The following is a 16565-nucleotide window of genomic DNA, read 5'->3' as shown; positions in this document are numbered from 1 at the left end:
TCAGGACACTGATCAAGGACTGGACTGACGCCGGTCCACGTTCTTTTGCTGGTAATACCGGTTCTTTTCTGCATACATCGCCTGGTCTGCGCGGTGGATCGCTGCCTCCACCGCATCTCCCGACTGGCAACAGGCAATCCCCATGGCCAGGCTCAGATGCTGGCCGGGGTAGAACTGGTTGTTGAGTTCAAGCATCGACAAAATGCGTTCCTGCAATGCCATGGCCCCGCGCTCGTCCGTTCCAGGCAGCAACACCATGAACTCATCTCCACCAATGCGGGCTGCGCAGGCCGGGGTATCCACGGCCTTGGCCAACACCTCGCCGGCACGGCGCAGCAGGGAGTCCCCCGCTGCGTGGCCCTGCTCGTCGTTCACGACCTTGAGACCATTGAGATCAATGGCGATAACGGACAGCGGCCAAGGGCCCTTGCGGGTCAGGCGGTTGAGCTCTTCCGCGTAAAAGGCGCGGTTGCGCAACTGCGTGAGTACATCGTGCTTGCCCAGGTACTCCAGATAAGCCTCGGCCTTTTTGCGCGCCGTGATGTCCACCAGCGACAGCAGCACCAGGCCCCAGTCGCTCATGTGGTCGGCCAGCACCGAGAACTGCATGTGTATATGCACCGCGTCGCCAGACAAGGAGTAGTTGACCACCTCCCGCTGCTGGAAGGTCTTGCCTTCCCACAGGTCCAGCAGCTGCTCTGCAAAGGACTCATGCATCTCTCCGCGAAACACTCGACTGATATTGTTCAGCAGCATTTCCTTGCTCGCGGCACCAAACATGCGCAGTGTCTGCTGGTTGACATCGATCACCCGAATTTCGTGCATGCAGCGCGTCACGAACTCAGGATGCACCCGGATGAAAGTCTTGAAATCGTCGATACCCTGGGCACGCACGCCATCGAGCAGGTTCTTGACCGCGCTGAAATCCTCTACCCACAAGGACACCGGGGAATGCTCGAACAGGTCACGCGCATACTGCTCGCTGCGGCGCAGTTCAGCACCAGCGCGTACAGTGCCCGTCACATCCTCAAGCGACACCAGCACACGACTCCAGTTGTCCTCATACCCGGGCAAGATACGCGCACGGATCTGCACATCCAGCCGCCGCCCGTCGAGCGCGTAGTTCACAGTCTGGTTGGAAAACTCCAGCTGTCCGTCCCACAGCTGTGACAGTTCATGCGCCACCGCGTCGTGCATGTCGTCACGGAACACCTTGTCCAGGTTGGCCTCCAGAACCCGCTGGTTCTCGGCGGCAAACAGGTCCAGTGTGCGCTGATTGACCTTGAGCACCTTGAGTGCGGAGCTGCAGGCCCGCAGGCGGGCCGGATCTTGGGCCAGATACGTGCGGATATCAGTCACGCCTTCGGCGCGCCACTGGTCAAATAGCTGCTTGAGCGCACTGTAGTCCTCCAACCAGAGCGACACTGGCGCCAGCCCGAACATGTGCTCAAAGTCCGCACTCGAAGATAAAGAAGACGACACAGCAGATTCCTCCGGCGGCCATTATTGACGAGTCGCCGATGGCATCTGCGGCTGAAAAGGCGTCTACCATGAAAAAAGGCCAGCACCTTGCGGTACCAGCCTTTGCAACAGCGGTGGCGCTAGGCCACCAAACTGTCAGCGATCAGCGCGCGGGGCGTGCAGGACGCTTGCGGGCGTCGTGGGCCACGAAGGGCTTGCCAGCACCACCAGCAGGCTTGGCAAACGCCGGCTTGCGAGGAGCGAAATCGCCGCGCGGTGCACCCGCATCGCCACGGGGAGCAAAGCCACCACGGCCCGCGTCACCAAAGCCAGGCTTGCGGCCATAACCCTCACCGTCACGACGCGGCGCAAAACCACGGTCGCCGCCACGGTCATCGCGGCCAGCAAAACCGCCGCCGCCTTCACCACGGGCAGGGGCGCCACGGTTGTCACGACCAGCAAACCCACCGCCAAAACCACCACGATCATTGCCACCGCGTGCGGGACCACCGAAGCGACCGCGCGACTGGTTGTCACGGTTGTCATATGAACGGCCTGGGGCGCCACGGCCACCACCGAAATCGCCACCGCGAGGTGCCTGCGGCGCGCGCTGCGAGGGCTCCATGCCCGGAATCACTTCGGCCTTGAACTGCTGGCGGCTGTACGACTCAATGTCGTAGATCTTGCGGCGATCGCGGAACTCGGCAAACGTGATGGCCAGGCCATCGCGGCCCGCACGGCCGGTACGACCAATGCGGTGGGTGTAGTCCTCAGCCTTCATGGGCAGGCCGAAGTTGAACACGTGGGTGATGGTGGGCACGTCGATACCACGCGCGGCCACGTCGGTGGCCACCAGGATCTGAACCTGACCAGCGCGCAACGCCATCAAACGGCGATTGCGCAGGCCCTGGCTCAGGGCGCCGTGCAGCGCCACGGCCGAGAAGCCTTCTTGCTGCAGGTCGTTGGCCAAACCGTCACACTCCACCTGGGTACTGGCGAATACGATGGCTTGGTTGATCGTGGTGTCACGCAGCCAGTGGTCCAGCATCTTGCGCTTGTGCTGGGCGTTGTCGGCCCAGTACAGCACCTGCTTGATGTTGGCGTGCTTCTCTTGCGGAGAATCGATGGTCACCTTTTGCACAGACGAACCACCATCGTGCATCACGCGCATGGCCAGTTGCTGGATGCGGGGCGCGAAGGTGGCGCTGAACATCATGGTCTGCTTGCGCTGAGCGGTCAGCTGGTTCAGTTCGGCCAGGTCGTCCGAGAAGCCCAGGTCGAGCATGCGGTCGGCTTCGTCAACGACCAGGAACTGCACCTTGTCGAGCTTGATCTGCATCGAGCGCTGCAGGTCCAGCAGACGGCCGGGTGTTGCCACCACGAGGTCAGCGTTCTGCAGCTTGGCGATCTGCAGCTGGTAGGGCATGCCACCCACCACGTTGGCCACGCGCAGGCCGCGGCAATGCTTGACCAAGTCGATGGCGTCGTGCGCAACTTGCTGAGCCAGTTCACGCGTGGGGCACAGGATCAGGGCACCAGGGGTGGCGGCCTTGAAGTTGCGCGAGCTTGTGGGGTCCTTGCGCTTGGCACGCTTGGGAGCAGGTTCGCCACGGGCAGCGGCTTCGGCCACGGCGCGTTCAAAAGCGGCGCGCTCTTCGGCTTCGGCAGCGGCTTGCTGGTTGATCAGCGTGTGCAGCACGGGCAGCAGGAAGGCGGCGGTCTTGCCGCTGCCAGTCTGGCTGGAGACCATGAGGTCAATGAACTTGGTGGAGTCATTGCCACCGCCCATCGCCAGGGGGATGGCCTTGAGCTGCACGCTGGTGGGTTGGGTGTAGCCGAGGTCAGCCACAGCTTGCACGAGTTCAGGGGCCAGGCCCAGCTCAATGAAGCCGTTGGGTTCAGCGGTCACGGAAGCGTCGGCTTCGACAGCAGATGCCACGGCGTCCAGGGGGGAAGACTGCACGGAAATGTCGGCAGCAAAGGAAGTATCTGCAGGCGCGAATTCGCCCTGCACCAAAGAGGTGTCGGTCATGATTTTTCTCTCACGAAGACGGTCGCGGGCGCAGCCCACGATTGGCTTCGTCAAATGGTTAAAAAACATCAACCATCAAACGAAACCTGCGCTGGCGCAGAAAAGGCCGGAGCGGGTGGGCATTATTCGCCAGTCCTGCACTGTCGATGGACAGTCGGCTGGCAAGCCCGGTGTGTGAGGGGAGATGCACAATCTGCGAGGAATTCCTGCGCAGCCAGCGATTATTGCACGATTAAGGGTTTGCCCGCAATACCCCCTTTGCTTTTACCGGGGGAACCACCTCGATTGCGCCGAATTCTTTCGCGCGCCTTCGTAATGCACGCGCGCCCAGGGGCGGACATCACGCGGAACTACTGCCCTCCTCCCTTCCCCACCAAGAAAGAGGAGCAGCAACTTAGGACGTTTTCACATCCACGGCCAATAGGTGCTGGCGGTAATGCGCCAGCTCGTCGATGGACTCGTGGACATCTGCCAGGGCCGTGTGTTTTTGCGCCTTCTTGAAGCTGGTGTAAGCCTCAGGCTTCCAGCGCTTGGCCAGCTCCTTGAGCGTGCTCACATCTACGTTGCGATAGTGAAAGAACCGTTCGAGCTTGGGCATGTAGCGGACCAGAAACCGCCGGTCCTGGCCAATGCTGTTGCCGCACATGGGCGCGGTGCCCTTGGGGACGTACTGGGCCAGGAAAGCAAGGATCTTCTGCTCCGCTTCCTCCTCCGTCACCGTGGACGCCTTCACCTTGTCGATCAGGCCGCTGCGGCCGTGCGTGCCTTTGTTCCAGGCATCCATCTTGTTCAGCAATTCATCCGGCTGGTGAATGGCGAACACGGGGCCTTCGACGCGGGGTTCCAGGCTCGGACCGGTCACAACCACGGCGATCTCCAGCAGGCGGTCGGTGTCGGGCTCCAGGCCGGTCATTTCACAGTCCAGCCAGACCAGGTTCTGGTCGGATTTGGCAAGCGTGGCAGGGGTGGGGTTGTTGGCTTCTGACATGGCGCGCATTGTCGCCGATGGCCTAAACTCGCCGCACATGCCCACCTCTGACGACATTTCCCCCTCTTTGCTGTTCACCCTGGCCTTTGCAGCCGCGCTGCTGCTGGGCCTGGCCCTCAAGTTCTGGCTGGCGACGCGCCAGGTCCGGCATGTAGCACGCCATCGCGCTGCGGTCCCGGTACCGTTTGCCGAGCGCATCGCCCTGGCGGCGCACCAAAAGGCGGCCGACTACACCATCACCAAGGCCCGGCTGGGCATGCTGGAGATGGCGCTGGGCGCGGCCGTGCTGCTGGGCTGGACCTTGCTGGGCGGTCTGGACTCTTTGAACCAGACACTGCTTGCCGCACTGGGCGGCGGCATGTGGCAACAGATAGCATTGCTGGTGGCCTTTGCCGCCATCAGTGGCCTGATCGACCTGCCCCTGTCGCTGTACCAGACCTTCGTGGTGGAAGAACGGTTTGGCTTCAACAAGATGACCTGGCGCCTGTGGTTGGCGGACGCGCTCAAGGGGCTGCTGGTGGGCGCGATCATCGGGCTGCCCATTGCCGCGCTGATCCTCTGGTTGATGGGCGCTGCAGGCCCGCTGTGGTGGCTGTGGGCCTGGTGTTTCTGGATGGGTTTCAACCTGCTGCTGATGGTGATCTACCCCACCTTCATTGCACCGTTGTTCAATAAATTTCAGCCGCTCGAAGACGAGTCGCTCAAGACCCGCGTGACTGCGCTGATGCAGCGTTGCGGCTTCTCGGCCAAGGGGCTGTTCGTGATGGATGGCAGCCGCCGCAGCGCGCACGCCAACGCCTATTTCACCGGTTTTGGTGCCGCCAAGCGCGTGGTGTTTTACGACACCCTGCTGCGCCAGCTGGCGCCTGGCGAGGTCGAAGCCGTGCTCGCCCATGAGCTGGGCCACTTCAAGCACCGCCACATCATCCAGCGCATCGTGACCTTGTTCGCACTGAGCCTGGCGGGCTTTGCGTTGCTGGGCTGGCTCTCCACCCAGGTGTGGTTCTACACCGGGCTGGGCGTGCGACCCAACATCTCGCTCGACCCTGTCATCGCCGCCGCACCCAATGATGCGCTGGCACTGTTACTGTTCATGCTCGTCGTGCCGGTGTTCACCTTCTTCATCTCGCCGCTGTTTTCGCAACAATCGCGTCGCCATGAATTCCAGGCGGACGCGTATGCCGTAGCCCAGGCCAGCGGCGCCGACCTGTCGTCGGCCTTGCTCAAGCTGTACGAAGACAATGCCTCCACGCTGACACCCGATCCGGTATACGTGAAGTTTTACTACTCGCATCCGCCCGCCACTGAACGACTGGCGCGCATGCAAACCCCTGTCCACCCATGACTACCATGTTGAAGAAAAAAGATTGGTCCACGCTGATACGCCGGGCCCTGACAGCTACAGAAGTAGTAGCAAACCTAGCCAAGCTGGAGGGCTGGAGCCTCAGTGGTGACGGTGCCAACGTCGCCATCGAGAAGACCTACCACTTTGCCAATTACTACGAGACGATCTCGTTCGTGAACGCCCTGGCTTTCATCGCCAACGCGCAAGACCACCACCCTGATCTGTCGGTGCACTACAACCGTTGCGTGGTGCGACTGAACACGCACGACGTGCACGGCATCTCAAGCACCGACTTCGAGTGTGCCACCCAGTTCGACGCGCTGGTCTCGCTGTGACACAGGCCCACCATGGCTGAACGCAGCGCCCTCATGGAAGGCACCGTGGTGGCCAGCCATGGCCGCCACTGCATGGTCGAGACCCCCGATGGGGAGCGCCGCATCTGCCACCCCCGTGGTAAAAAAAGCCAGGCCGTCGTCGGCGACCATGTGCTGTGGCAAGCACCGCCGCCCGGCCAAGGCGAAGAAGGTACCATCGAAAAGGTCAAGGAGCGGCGCAACCTGTTTTACCGACAGGACGAGATCCGCACCAAGTCATTTGCTGCCAACCTCGATCAGGTGCTCATCCTGATTGCGGCGGAACCGGTGTTCTCCGAAAGCCAGCTCGCCCGCGCGCTGATTGCGGCAGAGGCCGAGGGCATCAAACCCATCATTGCCCTCAACAAGAGTGATTTGGTCGAGCCCTTTGCCCGTGCGTGGGAGCGCCTGTTGCCCTACCGGCACATGGGCGCAGGCAAACACTATGGCGTACTGCCGCTGTCGCTGACGCTGTCCAGCGATGTGGACCGCGCCCTGCTCATGGAACACCTGCAGGGCAAGACCACGCTGGTGCTGGGCCCGTCGGGGTCCGGCAAGAGCACGTTGATCAACCTGCTGGTGCCAGGCGCCTCGGTACTGACCGGCGAAATTTCACAGGCGCTGAACTCGGGCAAACACACCACCACCAGCACCCACTGGTACTGGATGGATGCAGCGCGCACCACAGCGCTGATCGACTCGCCAGGATTCCAGGAATTCGGGCTGCACCACATCGCCCCCATGCAATTGGCGGCCTGCATGCCCGACATCGCCGAGCACGCAACAGCCTGCAAGTTCTACAACTGCACCCACCTGCATGAACCAGGGTGTGGTGTGCTGGACGCCGTCAAACAGGGCCCAGGTGCTGGAGGAATAAGCCCCTCTCGCTACAAAATATATAGCGATTTATTTGAAGAGCTGAGTCACACCCGGTATTGACTGGCATCTGCCAGCAGCGCTGCGCCAAATAACGCCACAAAAACTGGCTAGCCCAGCAAACGCGCCAGCGTCAGCAGTGCCAGCAGCAGCATCCAGACCACCACCGAGCGCCACACCAGGCCCACCACGCTGCGCAGGTGACCCACCTCGGGCTCGCGACCGGGGGTGGAATCGCTGTCGCCCATGTCGGCGTCAATCTCCAGGCCTTGCGGCGCATGCAGCTCGGTACGTGCCTTCAACGCCTCACCGCCCAGGCGCACATTGATGGCACCTGCCGTCGCGGCGAGCACCACACCATCGTTGTCGTTGGGAAATCGCTGCGCGTGAAAACGCCAGCCTTCAATCGCTTCTTCAAAGCTACCGACCACCGCAAAGCTCAATGCCGTGAGCCGAGCGGGCAACCAGTCGATGGCGGTCCAGGCCTGTGCTGAGGCCTGTTGCAGGGATTCGCTAGCGGGCAAGGCGCCCGTGCGCTGCTTGTAATGCCAGTAGCGCGAGACAAATTCAGCCAGGCGATAAAGCACCGCCCCCGTCGGCCCCAAACCCAGTGCAGCCAGCACCGAGAACCAGGCCAGCACGCCAAACACGTGCCGGTGGGCTGCCAGCACCGAATACTCAATCACATGGCGCACGATTTCGCTGCGCGGCAGCGCGCCTACGTCCACCTGCTGCCAGTGCGCCAAACGCTCGCGCGCCGAATCTTCATCGCCCTCCTCCAGCGCATCGCGAATGCCAGTGAAGTGGTGACTGAACTGCCGAAACCCCAGCGTGACGTACAGCACGGCGACGCTCCAGAGCACAGCAAACGGCCAACCAAGGCCCCACAACAACAGCCAGTGGATGGCCAGTGTGACCAGAGCGGGGACGAGTACCGCGAGGCTCCACGCCACCCAGCCGTGGTGCGACTTGCCCGCATCGAAATTGCGGCTTACGGACAGCGCCCATGCACGCAGCCCCGCATGGATAGGATTGCTGCGAGCCAGAGGGCGGGCCTGCTCGATCAGCAGAGCGAACAGGATGGCGAAGAAACTCATGGGGGGCAATGATACTGGCGCCAAGCCACCGGAGCACGTGATTCCGCCGAACCTCAGCGACACATGCACCACGAAGAGCGCAACACGCTCGCAACCCTAGAAACCGGCACAGCCTGAGCCAGTGCCCCTGCGCAAGGGCCGCCCCGCCAAACCGGAGGCGCCCCCCAGCGGAGGAAGCCGCCAAAGCGACTCAAGGGGGTTCATTCAGCCATCATGAACCGGTAGAAATTGCGCAGCATGCCAGCCGTAGCGCCCCAGATGAAATGGGTTTTGTCGCCCTTCTGATAGGGCATGGAGAACCATTCACGGTGCACGCCATCGCGGTCGAACACATGGCGGCGGTGGTGGGCCGGATCGAGCAGGAAGGCCAGCGGCACCTCGAACAGGTCGGCCACTTCATACGGGTTGGGCCGAAGCACGCAGTCTGGCCGCACCAGGGCGACCACTGGAGTGATGATGAACGACGATCCAGTCACATAGGTTGGCAAGATTCCCAGCACCTCGACAAACTCCCGGTCCAGCCCCACTTCCTCCTGTGCTTCGCGCAAGGCGGTTTCGGCAGGGCTGGCATCTTCCGGATCGGCGCGACCACCCGGGAAAGCGACCTGCCCGGAATGCGTGGACAGGTGTGCAGTGCGCTCCGTCAACAGCACCACGGGCTGCTCGCGCAACACGATAGCCAGCAACACGGACGCATGGGCTGGCTCGCGGTTCATGAATTGCTTCTCCAGCACCACCTCTGGCTCCCACTGGGGTGGTTGCGCAAAACGCGCGCGCAAAGCATCGGGCGTTTGCGCAGCCAGTGACACGGCGGGCAGGTGGGCATCCACACCCACCACCGGCACCATGCGGGGGTCAAAATCGGGCAGGCTCGACAAAGGCGCAATGACCGACGACACGGCAGGAGGAGAAGTAGGGTTCACAAGAAGCAGGTTCCACGGACCAAAAAAGCAAAAAGCCGCTACAGGCTGATGCTGTAGCGGCTTGTCAGGACAGGCCCTCGCCTTGCTTGAATTAAGCGGCGGTGGCGGCAGCAACCTTGACGCGTTGTGGCAGCTTTTCCTTGATACGTGCCGACTTGCCGCTGCGGTCACGCAGGTAGTACAGCTTCGCACGGCGCACGTCGCCGCGGCGCTTGACTTCGATGCCGGCGATCAACGGGCTGTAGGTCTGGAACGTACGTTCCACGCCTTCGCCGCTGGAGATCTTGCGCACGGTGAAGCCGCTGTTCAGGCCGCGATTGCGCTTGGCAATCACCACACCTTCGTAAGCCTGCACGCGCTTGCGGGTACCTTCCACCACGTTCACGCTCACGATGACGGTGTCACCAGGGGCGAATTCGGGGATGGTCTTGTTCAAGCGGGCGATTTCTTCCGCTTCCAGGGTCTGGATCAGGTTCATGTGAGTTTCCTAGTGATCTTGTCCGCGCCAAAAATGGCTGCATCGGGATTGACGTCTCAGTGTTTTGCGGGAGAACTCCCAGGCAAAACGGCCGGCCAGAGGATCGAAAAGCCTTTGATTATAGCAATTTAGCCGAGCTTGGCCAATACCGCCTCATCGGCGGGTGCCAAACGCCCCGCTTTGCGCGCAGCATCGATGAGATCAGGCCGGTGGCGGGCCGTGGTGGCCAGGCGCTGATCACGCCGCCAGCGTTCGATCTGCGCATGGTGGCCCGACAGGAGGGCAGCAGGTACCTGCTGCCCCGCCCACTCTTCGGGCCGCGTGTAATGCGGGCAGTCCAGCAGGCCATCGAGCGCGGGATTGAAGCTGTCGAGCTGGTGGCTGCCCTCGTCGTTGAGCACCCCGGGCTGCAGGCGCGCCACGGCGTCCAGCAGGGCCATGGCGGCAATCTCGCCGCCCGAGAGCACGAAGTCGCCCAGGCTCATCTGGACATTCACATGGGTGTCAATGAACCGCTGGTCGATGCCTTCATAGCGTCCACACAGCAACACGGCCCCCTCGCTGGCAGACCAGCGCTCCACGGCGGCGTGGTTCAGCGACTCGCCAATGGGAGAAAAAAGAACCAGCGGCGCCTCGCCGCCCTCGGGCTCACCACGCTCTGCCCGGATGGCCGCAAGACACCGCGCCAAGGGCTCAGCCATCATCACCATGCCCGGGCCACCGCCAAACGGGCGGTCATCCACCCGGCGGTAGTTGCCGTCGGCATAGTCCCGTGGGTTCCACAGGCGCACATCGACCTGGCCGCTCGCGTAGGCGCGCCGGGTCACACCGCTCGCCAGGAAGGGCGCGAACAGCTCGGGAAAGAGGGTGATGATGTCAAAGCGCATAGGGCGCGGCTCGTGACGGCGCGGTCAGTAGTCGGGCTGCCAGTCCACGGTGATGCGTTTTTCGGCCAGATCCACCTTGTCCACGAAGGCCGAGACAAACGGAATCATGCGCTCCTGTGCCTTGCCGTCCTGCTCATAGGCCAGCACCAGCACGGTCTGGGGGCCGGTAGACATCAACTCGCGCACCTCACCCAGCGCCACACCTTCACGGTTGAAGACCGACAGGCCGATCAGATCGACCCAGTAGTACTCGTCTTCGGAGGTGGATGGAAAACTGGACCGTGGCACAAAAATCCGCGCACCCCGCAGTGCCTCCGCGCCATTGCGGTCGTCAATGCCCTGCGCCCAGGCCACTACGGAGTCCGAATGGTCCTTGGCCTGGCGGATGGGCAGCAACACGGTGCCACTGAAGGTCTTGGCACCCCGCTCGGAGGGCTGCAGGTACCAGCGTTTGGACGAAAAAAGCGCCTCGGGATTGCTGCTGTGCGGCAGCACCTTGAACCAGCCCTTGACGCCCCAGGCATCCGCGATGCGCCCCACTTCAACGGCATCGGCAGGCAGTTCTGCGGGTTCGAGGGTCAACGGTGTGGTGGCCATGGCAGTGAATCCAGAATGAGAAAAGGGCGGGTTCCGCCAGACCAGCCGACGGAACCCGCCCTTTTCAGGGAGCTTTAAGCAGCCTTCTTGGCGGCTTGCTTGATCAGGCGGTCCACCGTGGGGGAGGACTGTGCGCCAACGCCCACCCAGTAAGCCAGGCGGTCTTGCACGATGCGCAGGCCTTCTTCGGATTCCTTGGCGGTGGGGTTGTAGAAGCCGATGCGCTCGATGAAGCGGCCATCACGGCGCACGCGCTTGTCAGCAACGACGATATTGAAGAAAGGACGGCCCTTGGAGCCGCCGCGGGAGAGTCGAATGACGACCATGATTTATCCTTCGGGTGGTGAACTCCGGCAACATTTGCCGTAAGCCACAGTGTTCGCAACCATATTCGCAACGCTTGAGACACGCGACATGGCCACCCGGCCAGCGACACGCTGCAAAGCCTGCGATTATATCCATTTCCCCAAAATGCCCTCTATCCGCCCCAGCACTGACAGCGATATTCCTGCCATCACGGCCATTTACCAACACCATGTGCTCCACGGCACGGGCACCTTCGAGATAGATCCCCCCTCCGAAGCCGACATGGCAAGCCGCCGCGCTGACGTGCTGGCGCGTGGCCTGCCCTGGCTGGTTGCGGAGAAAGACGGTCAAGTGCTGGGCTTTGCCTATGCCAACTGGTTCAAGCCCCGCCCGGCCTACCGCTTCTCGGCCGAAGACTCGATCTACGTGGCCGACCAGGCCCGCGGCATGGGCCTGGGCCGCAAGCTGCTGGCCGAGCTGGCGGTACAGGCCGAAGCGGCTGGCGTGCGCAAGCTGCTGGCGGTGATTGGAGACTCTGCCAACGCAGGCTCGATCGGCGTGCACCGGGCCCTGGGCTTCACCGATGTGGGCATCATGCGCTCGGTGGGCTGGAAGTTCGGCGCCTGGCGCGACATCGTGCTCATGGAAAAGACCCTGGGCGCGGGCGACACCACCTCCCCCGAATAAAGCAGCACTCCATGAAAAACAAAACTGTGGCGGCCTGGCTCGCCTTCGTGGGCGGGCCTTTGGGCCTGCACCGCTTTTACCTGCATGGCCTGTCCGACATGCTCGGCTGGTTGTTGCCGATCCCCACTGCGCTGGGCATCTATGGCATCCAGCGGGTGCAGCAACTCGGCCAGGACGACCACTACAGCTGGGTGCTGATTCCGCTGCTGGGCTTCACGATTGCCGCATGTGCGTTGCGTGCCATCCTGTACGCGCTGATGACACCCGAGACATGGAATGCACGCTACAACCCCAGCGCAGCACCCGATGCCGCGCCGGGCAGGACGCAATGGATCACGGTGGGCGCCATCGTGGTGTCCCTGCTGATAGGCACCACGGTGCTGATGGCCAGCCTGGCGTTCAGTTTCCAGCGGTACTTCGAGTACCAGATCGAGGAAGCGCGCAAGATCTCGCAGTGATCTGCTGGCAGACACATACGCAAACGCCCCATCGAATTCACACTCAATGGGGCGTATGCGCTAGTACTGATTGCCTGGCCTGCTATTTATTCAATAGCATTCAGGACCACTCGGCCATCAGAACAACTGCAGGCTGATCCAGTAAGCAACGGCGGCCACAAATGCGCTCGCCGGGATGGTCAGAATCCACGCCCAGATGATGTTGCCCGCCACGCCCCAGCGCACGGCGCTGGCGCGCTGGGTGGAGCCCACACCGACGATGGCGCCCGTGATGGTGTGCGTGGTGGACACAGGAATACCCAGCGTGGTGGCCAGGAACAAGGTCAGCGCCCCGCCCGTTTCGGCACAGAAGCCGCCCACTGGCTTGAGCTTGGTAATCTTCTGGCCCATGGTCTTCACAATGCGCCAGCCGCCAAACATGGTGCCCAGGCCAATGGCCACGTAGCAGCTGATGATGGCCCAGGTAGGGGGCGAAGCGTCAGACGCCGACGAGTACCCCGTGGCAATCAGCAGCAGCCAGATGATGCCAATGGTCTTTTGCGCGTCGTTGCCGCCATGCCCCAGGCTGTAGGCGCCTGCAGATACCAGCTGCAACCGGCGGAACCATTTGTCCACCTTGCTCGGGCGCGTGCGCCGGAAGATCCAGGCCACGGCCACCATCATGAGCGAGCCCAGCGCAAACCCCAGCAGCGGAGAGACAAAGATGAACGCCACGGTCTTGAGGATGCCCGCCGAGATCAGCGCGCCCGCACCAGCCTTGGCAATCACGGCCCCCACGATGCCGCCGATGAGCGCGTGCGAGGAGCTGCTGGGGATACCGTAGTACCAGGTGATCACGTTCCAGGTGATCGCGCCCACCAGGGCGCCAAACACCACGTGCGTGTCCACAATGCCGGGCTGCACGATGCCCTTGCCCACCGTCGCTGCCACGCTCAGATGAAAGACAAAGATCGCCACAAAGTTGAAGAAGGCGGCAAACAGCACCGCCTGAGCGGGCTTGAGCACGCCGGTGGAGACCACCGTGGCGATCGAATTGGCCGCGTCGTGGAACCCGTTCATGAAGTCGAACAGGATTGCCAGGGCCACAAGCAGAACCACAACCCAGAGGGCCGTCTGTACGGTTTCCATACTGGTCAGCCTGCGCGGATCAGGAGTTCTCGAGGACGATGCCCTCGATGCAGTTGGCCACGTCCTCGCACTTGTCGGTGATCGTCTCCAGCAGCTCGTAGATGGCCTTGAGCTTGATCACCTCGCGCACATCAGGCTCCTCGCGGAACAGCTTGCTCATGGCGCTGCGCATCACGCGGTCGGCGTCGGATTCGAGCCTGTCGATTTCTTCGCAGGTCTTGAGCGCGGCCTCGGCCACGGCCGGGTCGGCGATCTTGTCCAGCAGCTTGACGGCATCGCGCAGACGTTCGCAGCACTTGAGGCTCAGGTCCGTGAGGCGCGTGATTTCTTCCGTCATGTGGCGCACGTCGTACAGCGCCATGGTTTCAGCCGAGTCCTGGATCAGGTCGGCCACATCGTCCATGGTGTTGATCAGCGTGTGGATCTGCTCGCGGTCGATGGGGGTGATGAAGGTCTTGTGGATGGCCTTGTTCACCTCGTGCGTCACACGGTCGGCGGCACGCTCGGCGTTGTCCACATCCTGGTTGTACTTGTCGCGCAGGTGCGGGTCGCTGTAGTTGGCCACCAGTTGCGAGAAGGCCCGGGCCGCCTCGACGATGCGGTCCGCATGCTGGTTGAACATTTCGAAAAAATTGCCTTCGCGTGGCAACAGCTTGGCAAACAGCATGAAAACTCCTGGATCGGGAACGAATGGTGAGAAAAGGCCGCGCCATGACAAAACCATGACGCTTTCGTGACATGACGAGTTTAACCGTGCGCCCTGCAGGGACTGATGCCGCCGCCTCATACAGTCATGCGCATGGCGCGATAGGCGGCGGGGCGCCGGCCGTTCGGATGTTCTGTCGTCAGGCGCCCCGGAAGATGAAATACACCGCACCTACCAGGCAGAGCCCGGCCCAGAGGTAGTCCCATTTCAGGGGTTGGCCCATGTAGAACACGGCGAAGGGTACAAACACGCCCAGCGTGATGACCTCCTGCATGATCTTGAGCTGCCCCACGTTGAACTGGGTGAAGCCAATGCGGTTGGCAGGCACCTGCAGCAGGTACTCAAACAGCGCAATGCCCCAGCTGACAAGGGCGGCGACGTACCACGGCGAGGACGCGAGGTTCTTCAGGTGGCCGTACCAGGCAAAGGTCATGAAGATATTGCTGGCAGTGAGCAGCAACACCGTTTGCAGCGAAATGGGCAGAGATTGGAGCGCGTTCATGTGAGGGCGACAGGCTGGGTGGGTGAACGAAGCGGCAGATTATGAACAAAATCAGCCGATTGCGCCGGTGTTACATACCTTGACAGCTATATATTTAATAGCAAATTATTTCACCACCCACAGCATCTCCAGGCACAAAAAAAGGCACTCCCGAGGGAGTGCCTTGCTGGAAAGCAGCCGCACCACACAAGCGGTGCGCAGGCTTGCAGCCGCTTATTCGCCCAGGTAGGCAGCACGCACCTTGGGGTCGTTGAGCAGTTGCTGGCCGGGGCCCGACATGGTGATCAGGCCGGATTCCATGACGTAGCCACGGTCGGCAATCGCCAGCGCGCGGCTGGCGTTCTGCTCCACCAGCACGATGGTCACGCCCAGGGCGTACACGTCGCGCACCACCTCAAAGATCTTGTCCACCATGATGGGCGACAGGCCCATCGAGGGCTCGTCCAGCAGCAACACCTTGGGCTGGCTCATCAGCGCGCGGCCCATCGCCAGCATCTGCTGCTCACCGCCGGACATGGTGCCGGCCAGCTGGTCCTTGCGCTCGCGCAGGCGCGGGAAAATGGTAAACATCTTCTCGATGTCGGCCAGAATTCCCGCCTTGTCCTTGCGGGTGTAGGCGCCCATCTGCAGGTTCTCGGTAATGGTCATGCGTGCGAACACGCCACGGCCTTCCGGCACCATCACCAGGCCCTTTTTCACCAGGTCCCAGGCGCCCTTGCCCTTGATGCTTTCGCCCAGGTACAGGATGTCGCCATCGTTCATGGCCAGGGTGCCAGTGATGGCCTTCATGGTGGTGGTCTTGCCTGCACCGTTGGAGCCGATCAGCGAGACCAGCTCGCCTTCGCGCACTTCAAAGTCCACGCCCTTCACGGCCTGGATACCGCCGTAGGCCACCTTCAGGCCCTTGACCTGCAGCAGTACCTTGTTGGATTTTTCGGCCATTCTCAATGTCCTCCGGTGCCCAGATAGGCCTCAATCACTTTTTCATTCTTCTGCACGGTGGCAGGTGTGCCTTCGGCGATCTGCTTGCCGTAGTCCAGCACCGTCACGCGGTCACACAGGCCCATCACCAGCTTCACATCGTGCTCGATGAGCAAGATGGTGCGGTTGTCGTTGCGGATGCGGTCGATCAGCTCGCGCAGCAGCACCTTTTCGGTGGCATTCATGCCGGCGGCGGGCTCGTCCAGCGCAATCAGTTGCGGGTCAGTGGCCAGGGCCCGGGCGATCTCCAGGCGGCGCTGGTCGCCGTAGCTCAGGGTACGCGCCTTGTAGTCGGCAAACTTGCCAATGCCCACGTAGTCGAGCAGTTCCTGCGCACGCTTGGCGATGGCGGCTTCTTCTTCCTTGAAGCCCTTGGTGCGCAGCACAGCGCCCAGCAGGCCGGACTTAGTGCGGATGTGGCGGCCCACCATCACGTTTTCCAGCGCCGTCATTTCTGCAAACAAACGGATGTTCTGGAAGGTGCGCGCAATGCCCGCCTTGGCCACTTCGTGCACGGCCGTGGGCTCGTAGGGCTTGCCCGCGAGTTCGAAGGTGCCGCTGTCGGGGGTGTACAGGCCGGTGATCACGTTGAAGAACGTGGTCTTGCCCGCGCCGTTCGGGCCGATCAGGCCATACACCTGGCCTCGCTCAATGGTGATGCCCACGTCGGAGAGGGCTTGCAGGCCGCCAAAGCGCTTGGAAATGCCGGCAACCCGCAGCACCACGTCGCTGGCCGATTTCTGAATGTTCTCTGCCATGT

Annotated in this window: 20 protein-coding genes; 6 read left to right on the top strand and 14 right to left on the bottom strand. The window is 62.2% G+C overall.

The window, feature by feature from the left end; translation table 11 throughout:
* Positions 1 to 12: 12 nt before the first annotated feature.
* Positions 13 to 1482 (bottom strand): sensor domain-containing diguanylate cyclase, encoded by a 1470-nt coding sequence (locus tag AC1Q64_RS07730; protein WP_492250939.1) that lies wholly within the window; start codon positions 1480 to 1482, stop codon positions 13 to 15.
* Positions 1483 to 1624: 142 nt separating this feature from the next.
* Positions 1625 to 3493, bottom strand: a complete 1869-nt coding sequence (locus tag AC1Q64_RS07725) for a DEAD/DEAH box helicase (protein WP_492250938.1) — start codon at positions 3491 to 3493, stop codon at positions 1625 to 1627.
* On the opposite strand from AC1Q64_RS07725, the gene AC1Q64_RS07720 reads away from it, so the two are divergent.
* On the top strand, positions 3492 to 3671 hold the full coding sequence (locus AC1Q64_RS07720; protein ID WP_143227242.1) for a hypothetical protein: 180 nt from the start codon (positions 3492 to 3494) through the stop codon (positions 3669 to 3671). The two genes, AC1Q64_RS07725 and AC1Q64_RS07720, sit on opposite strands and share 2 nt — an antisense overlap.
* Positions 3672 to 3887: 216 nt before the next feature.
* Here the strand turns inward: AC1Q64_RS07720 and orn are convergent, their stop codons facing one another.
* Complete coding sequence (orn, locus tag AC1Q64_RS07715; RefSeq protein ID WP_056062110.1) at positions 3888 to 4481, bottom strand: oligoribonuclease; 594 nt, start codon at positions 4479 to 4481, stop codon at positions 3888 to 3890.
* A gap of 37 nt (positions 4482 to 4518) precedes the next feature.
* Between orn and AC1Q64_RS07710 the strand changes: the two genes are divergently transcribed.
* Genes AC1Q64_RS07710 through rsgA form a run of 3 tightly spaced genes read left to right on the top strand, consistent with a single transcriptional unit; the run spans position 4519 to position 7118 of the window.
* Entirely contained in the window at positions 4519 to 5826 is a 1308-nt protein-coding gene (locus tag AC1Q64_RS07710; RefSeq protein WP_291435375.1) for a M48 family metallopeptidase, read from the top strand.
* Positions 5823 to 6161 (top strand): 4a-hydroxytetrahydrobiopterin dehydratase, encoded by a 339-nt coding sequence (locus AC1Q64_RS07705; protein WP_099729612.1) that lies wholly within the window; start codon positions 5823 to 5825, stop codon positions 6159 to 6161. The genes AC1Q64_RS07710 and AC1Q64_RS07705 overlap by 4 nt, the downstream gene beginning before the upstream one ends.
* Before the next feature lie 12 nt (positions 6162 to 6173).
* Entirely contained in the window at positions 6174 to 7118 is a 945-nt protein-coding gene (gene rsgA / locus AC1Q64_RS07700) for a ribosome small subunit-dependent GTPase A (RefSeq protein WP_492250937.1), read from the top strand.
* Between the two features lie 47 nt (positions 7119 to 7165).
* Here the strand turns inward: rsgA and AC1Q64_RS07695 are convergent, their stop codons facing one another.
* From AC1Q64_RS07695 to rpsP, 6 genes are all read right to left on the bottom strand, one after another.
* Positions 7166 to 8152 carry a CobD/CbiB family protein gene (locus tag AC1Q64_RS07695; RefSeq protein ID WP_492250936.1) on the bottom strand — a complete coding sequence of 329 codons (987 nt, stop codon included), beginning with the start codon at positions 8150 to 8152 and terminating at the stop codon, positions 7166 to 7168.
* Between the two features lie 200 nt (positions 8153 to 8352).
* On the bottom strand, positions 8353 to 9075 hold the full coding sequence (locus AC1Q64_RS07690; RefSeq protein WP_291433738.1) for a CoA pyrophosphatase: 723 nt from the start codon (positions 9073 to 9075) through the stop codon (positions 8353 to 8355).
* Positions 9076 to 9166: 91 nt separating this feature from the next.
* Entirely contained in the window at positions 9167 to 9553 is a 387-nt protein-coding gene (gene rplS / locus AC1Q64_RS07685; protein WP_099729610.1) for a 50S ribosomal protein L19, read from the bottom strand.
* A gap of 128 nt (positions 9554 to 9681) precedes the next feature.
* Complete coding sequence (gene trmD / locus AC1Q64_RS07680; RefSeq protein ID WP_099729609.1) at positions 9682 to 10440, bottom strand: tRNA (guanosine(37)-N1)-methyltransferase TrmD; 759 nt, start codon at positions 10438 to 10440, stop codon at positions 9682 to 9684.
* Positions 10441 to 10464: 24 nt separating this feature from the next.
* Positions 10465 to 11037, bottom strand: coding sequence for a ribosome maturation factor RimM (gene rimM / locus AC1Q64_RS07675; protein ID WP_099729608.1), 573 nt, complete (start codon positions 11035 to 11037; stop codon positions 10465 to 10467).
* Between the two features lie 74 nt (positions 11038 to 11111).
* Positions 11112 to 11363 (bottom strand): 30S ribosomal protein S16, encoded by a 252-nt coding sequence (gene rpsP, locus AC1Q64_RS07670; RefSeq protein ID WP_015013104.1) that lies wholly within the window; start codon positions 11361 to 11363, stop codon positions 11112 to 11114.
* Positions 11364 to 11508: 145 nt separating this feature from the next.
* Between rpsP and AC1Q64_RS07665 the strand changes: the two genes are divergently transcribed.
* A complete protein-coding gene (locus AC1Q64_RS07665) occupies positions 11509 to 12030 on the top strand; it encodes a GNAT family N-acetyltransferase (RefSeq protein WP_056061071.1) in 522 nt (173 codons plus the stop codon).
* 11 nt (positions 12031 to 12041) lie between these two features.
* The gene (locus AC1Q64_RS07660) at positions 12042 to 12488 is read left to right on the top strand and encodes a TM2 domain-containing protein (RefSeq protein ID WP_492250935.1); all 447 of its coding nucleotides are present in this window, start codon (positions 12042 to 12044) and stop codon (positions 12486 to 12488) included.
* 117 nt (positions 12489 to 12605) lie between these two features.
* Here the strand turns inward: AC1Q64_RS07660 and AC1Q64_RS07655 are convergent, their stop codons facing one another.
* The 5 genes from AC1Q64_RS07655 to AC1Q64_RS07635 form a co-directional block, all read right to left on the bottom strand.
* On the bottom strand, positions 12606 to 13616 hold the full coding sequence (locus AC1Q64_RS07655) for an inorganic phosphate transporter (RefSeq protein WP_056747483.1): 1011 nt from the start codon (positions 13614 to 13616) through the stop codon (positions 12606 to 12608).
* Positions 13617 to 13635: 19 nt separating this feature from the next.
* The gene (locus AC1Q64_RS07650; RefSeq protein ID WP_063461305.1) at positions 13636 to 14283 is read right to left on the bottom strand and encodes a DUF47 domain-containing protein; all 648 of its coding nucleotides are present in this window, start codon (positions 14281 to 14283) and stop codon (positions 13636 to 13638) included.
* 178 nt (positions 14284 to 14461) lie between these two features.
* Positions 14462 to 14824, bottom strand: a complete 363-nt coding sequence (locus AC1Q64_RS07645; protein ID WP_015013099.1) for a DMT family protein — start codon at positions 14822 to 14824, stop codon at positions 14462 to 14464.
* A gap of 213 nt (positions 14825 to 15037) precedes the next feature.
* Positions 15038 to 15766, bottom strand: coding sequence for an ABC transporter ATP-binding protein (locus AC1Q64_RS07640; RefSeq protein ID WP_291433728.1), 729 nt, complete (start codon positions 15764 to 15766; stop codon positions 15038 to 15040).
* Between the two features lie 2 nt (positions 15767 to 15768).
* The gene (locus AC1Q64_RS07635; RefSeq protein ID WP_291433727.1) at positions 15769 to 16563 is read right to left on the bottom strand and encodes an ABC transporter ATP-binding protein; all 795 of its coding nucleotides are present in this window, start codon (positions 16561 to 16563) and stop codon (positions 15769 to 15771) included.
* Between the last annotated feature and the right edge of the window lie 2 nt (positions 16564 to 16565).

It is taken from the genome of Acidovorax sp. GW835-FHT14G06 (genome assembly GCF_058793595.1).
This window is presented reverse-complemented; position numbering and strand designations above follow the sequence as displayed.

Excerpts from the sequence above, each read along its gene's own strand:
- AC1Q64_RS07720 (WP_143227242.1), top strand. The coding sequence starts at position 3,492 with ATGATTTTTCTCTCACGAAGACGGTCGCGGGCGCAGCCCACGATTGGC.
- AC1Q64_RS07725 (WP_492250938.1), bottom strand. The coding sequence starts at position 3,493 with ATGACCGACACCTCTTTGGTGCAGGGCGAATTCGCGCCTGCAGATACT.
- orn (WP_056062110.1), bottom strand. The coding sequence starts at position 4,481 with ATGTCAGAAGCCAACAACCCCACCCCTGCCACGCTTGCCAAATCCGAC.
- AC1Q64_RS07710 (WP_291435375.1), top strand. The coding sequence starts at position 4,519 with ATGCCCACCTCTGACGACATTTCCCCCTCTTTGCTGTTCACCCTGGCC.
- AC1Q64_RS07705 (WP_099729612.1), top strand. The coding sequence starts at position 5,823 with ATGACTACCATGTTGAAGAAAAAAGATTGGTCCACGCTGATACGCCGG.
- rsgA (WP_492250937.1), top strand. The coding sequence starts at position 6,174 with ATGGCTGAACGCAGCGCCCTCATGGAAGGCACCGTGGTGGCCAGCCAT.
- AC1Q64_RS07695 (WP_492250936.1), bottom strand. The coding sequence starts at position 8,152 with ATGAGTTTCTTCGCCATCCTGTTCGCTCTGCTGATCGAGCAGGCCCGC.
- rplS (WP_099729610.1), bottom strand. The coding sequence starts at position 9,553 with ATGAACCTGATCCAGACCCTGGAAGCGGAAGAAATCGCCCGCTTGAAC.
- trmD (WP_099729609.1), bottom strand. The coding sequence starts at position 10,440 with ATGCGCTTTGACATCATCACCCTCTTTCCCGAGCTGTTCGCGCCCTTC.
- rimM (WP_099729608.1), bottom strand. The coding sequence starts at position 11,037 with ATGGCCACCACACCGTTGACCCTCGAACCCGCAGAACTGCCTGCCGAT.
- rpsP (WP_015013104.1), bottom strand. The coding sequence starts at position 11,363 with ATGGTCGTCATTCGACTCTCCCGCGGCGGCTCCAAGGGCCGTCCTTTC.
- AC1Q64_RS07665 (WP_056061071.1), top strand. The coding sequence starts at position 11,509 with ATGCCCTCTATCCGCCCCAGCACTGACAGCGATATTCCTGCCATCACG.
- AC1Q64_RS07660 (WP_492250935.1), top strand. The coding sequence starts at position 12,042 with ATGAAAAACAAAACTGTGGCGGCCTGGCTCGCCTTCGTGGGCGGGCCT.
- AC1Q64_RS07655 (WP_056747483.1), bottom strand. The coding sequence starts at position 13,616 with ATGGAAACCGTACAGACGGCCCTCTGGGTTGTGGTTCTGCTTGTGGCC.
- AC1Q64_RS07650 (WP_063461305.1), bottom strand. The coding sequence starts at position 14,283 with ATGCTGTTTGCCAAGCTGTTGCCACGCGAAGGCAATTTTTTCGAAATG.
- AC1Q64_RS07645 (WP_015013099.1), bottom strand. The coding sequence starts at position 14,824 with ATGAACGCGCTCCAATCTCTGCCCATTTCGCTGCAAACGGTGTTGCTG.
- AC1Q64_RS07640 (WP_291433728.1), bottom strand. The coding sequence starts at position 15,766 with ATGGCCGAAAAATCCAACAAGGTACTGCTGCAGGTCAAGGGCCTGAAG.
- AC1Q64_RS07635 (WP_291433727.1), bottom strand. The coding sequence starts at position 16,563 with ATGGCAGAGAACATTCAGAAATCGGCCAGCGACGTGGTGCTGCGGGTT.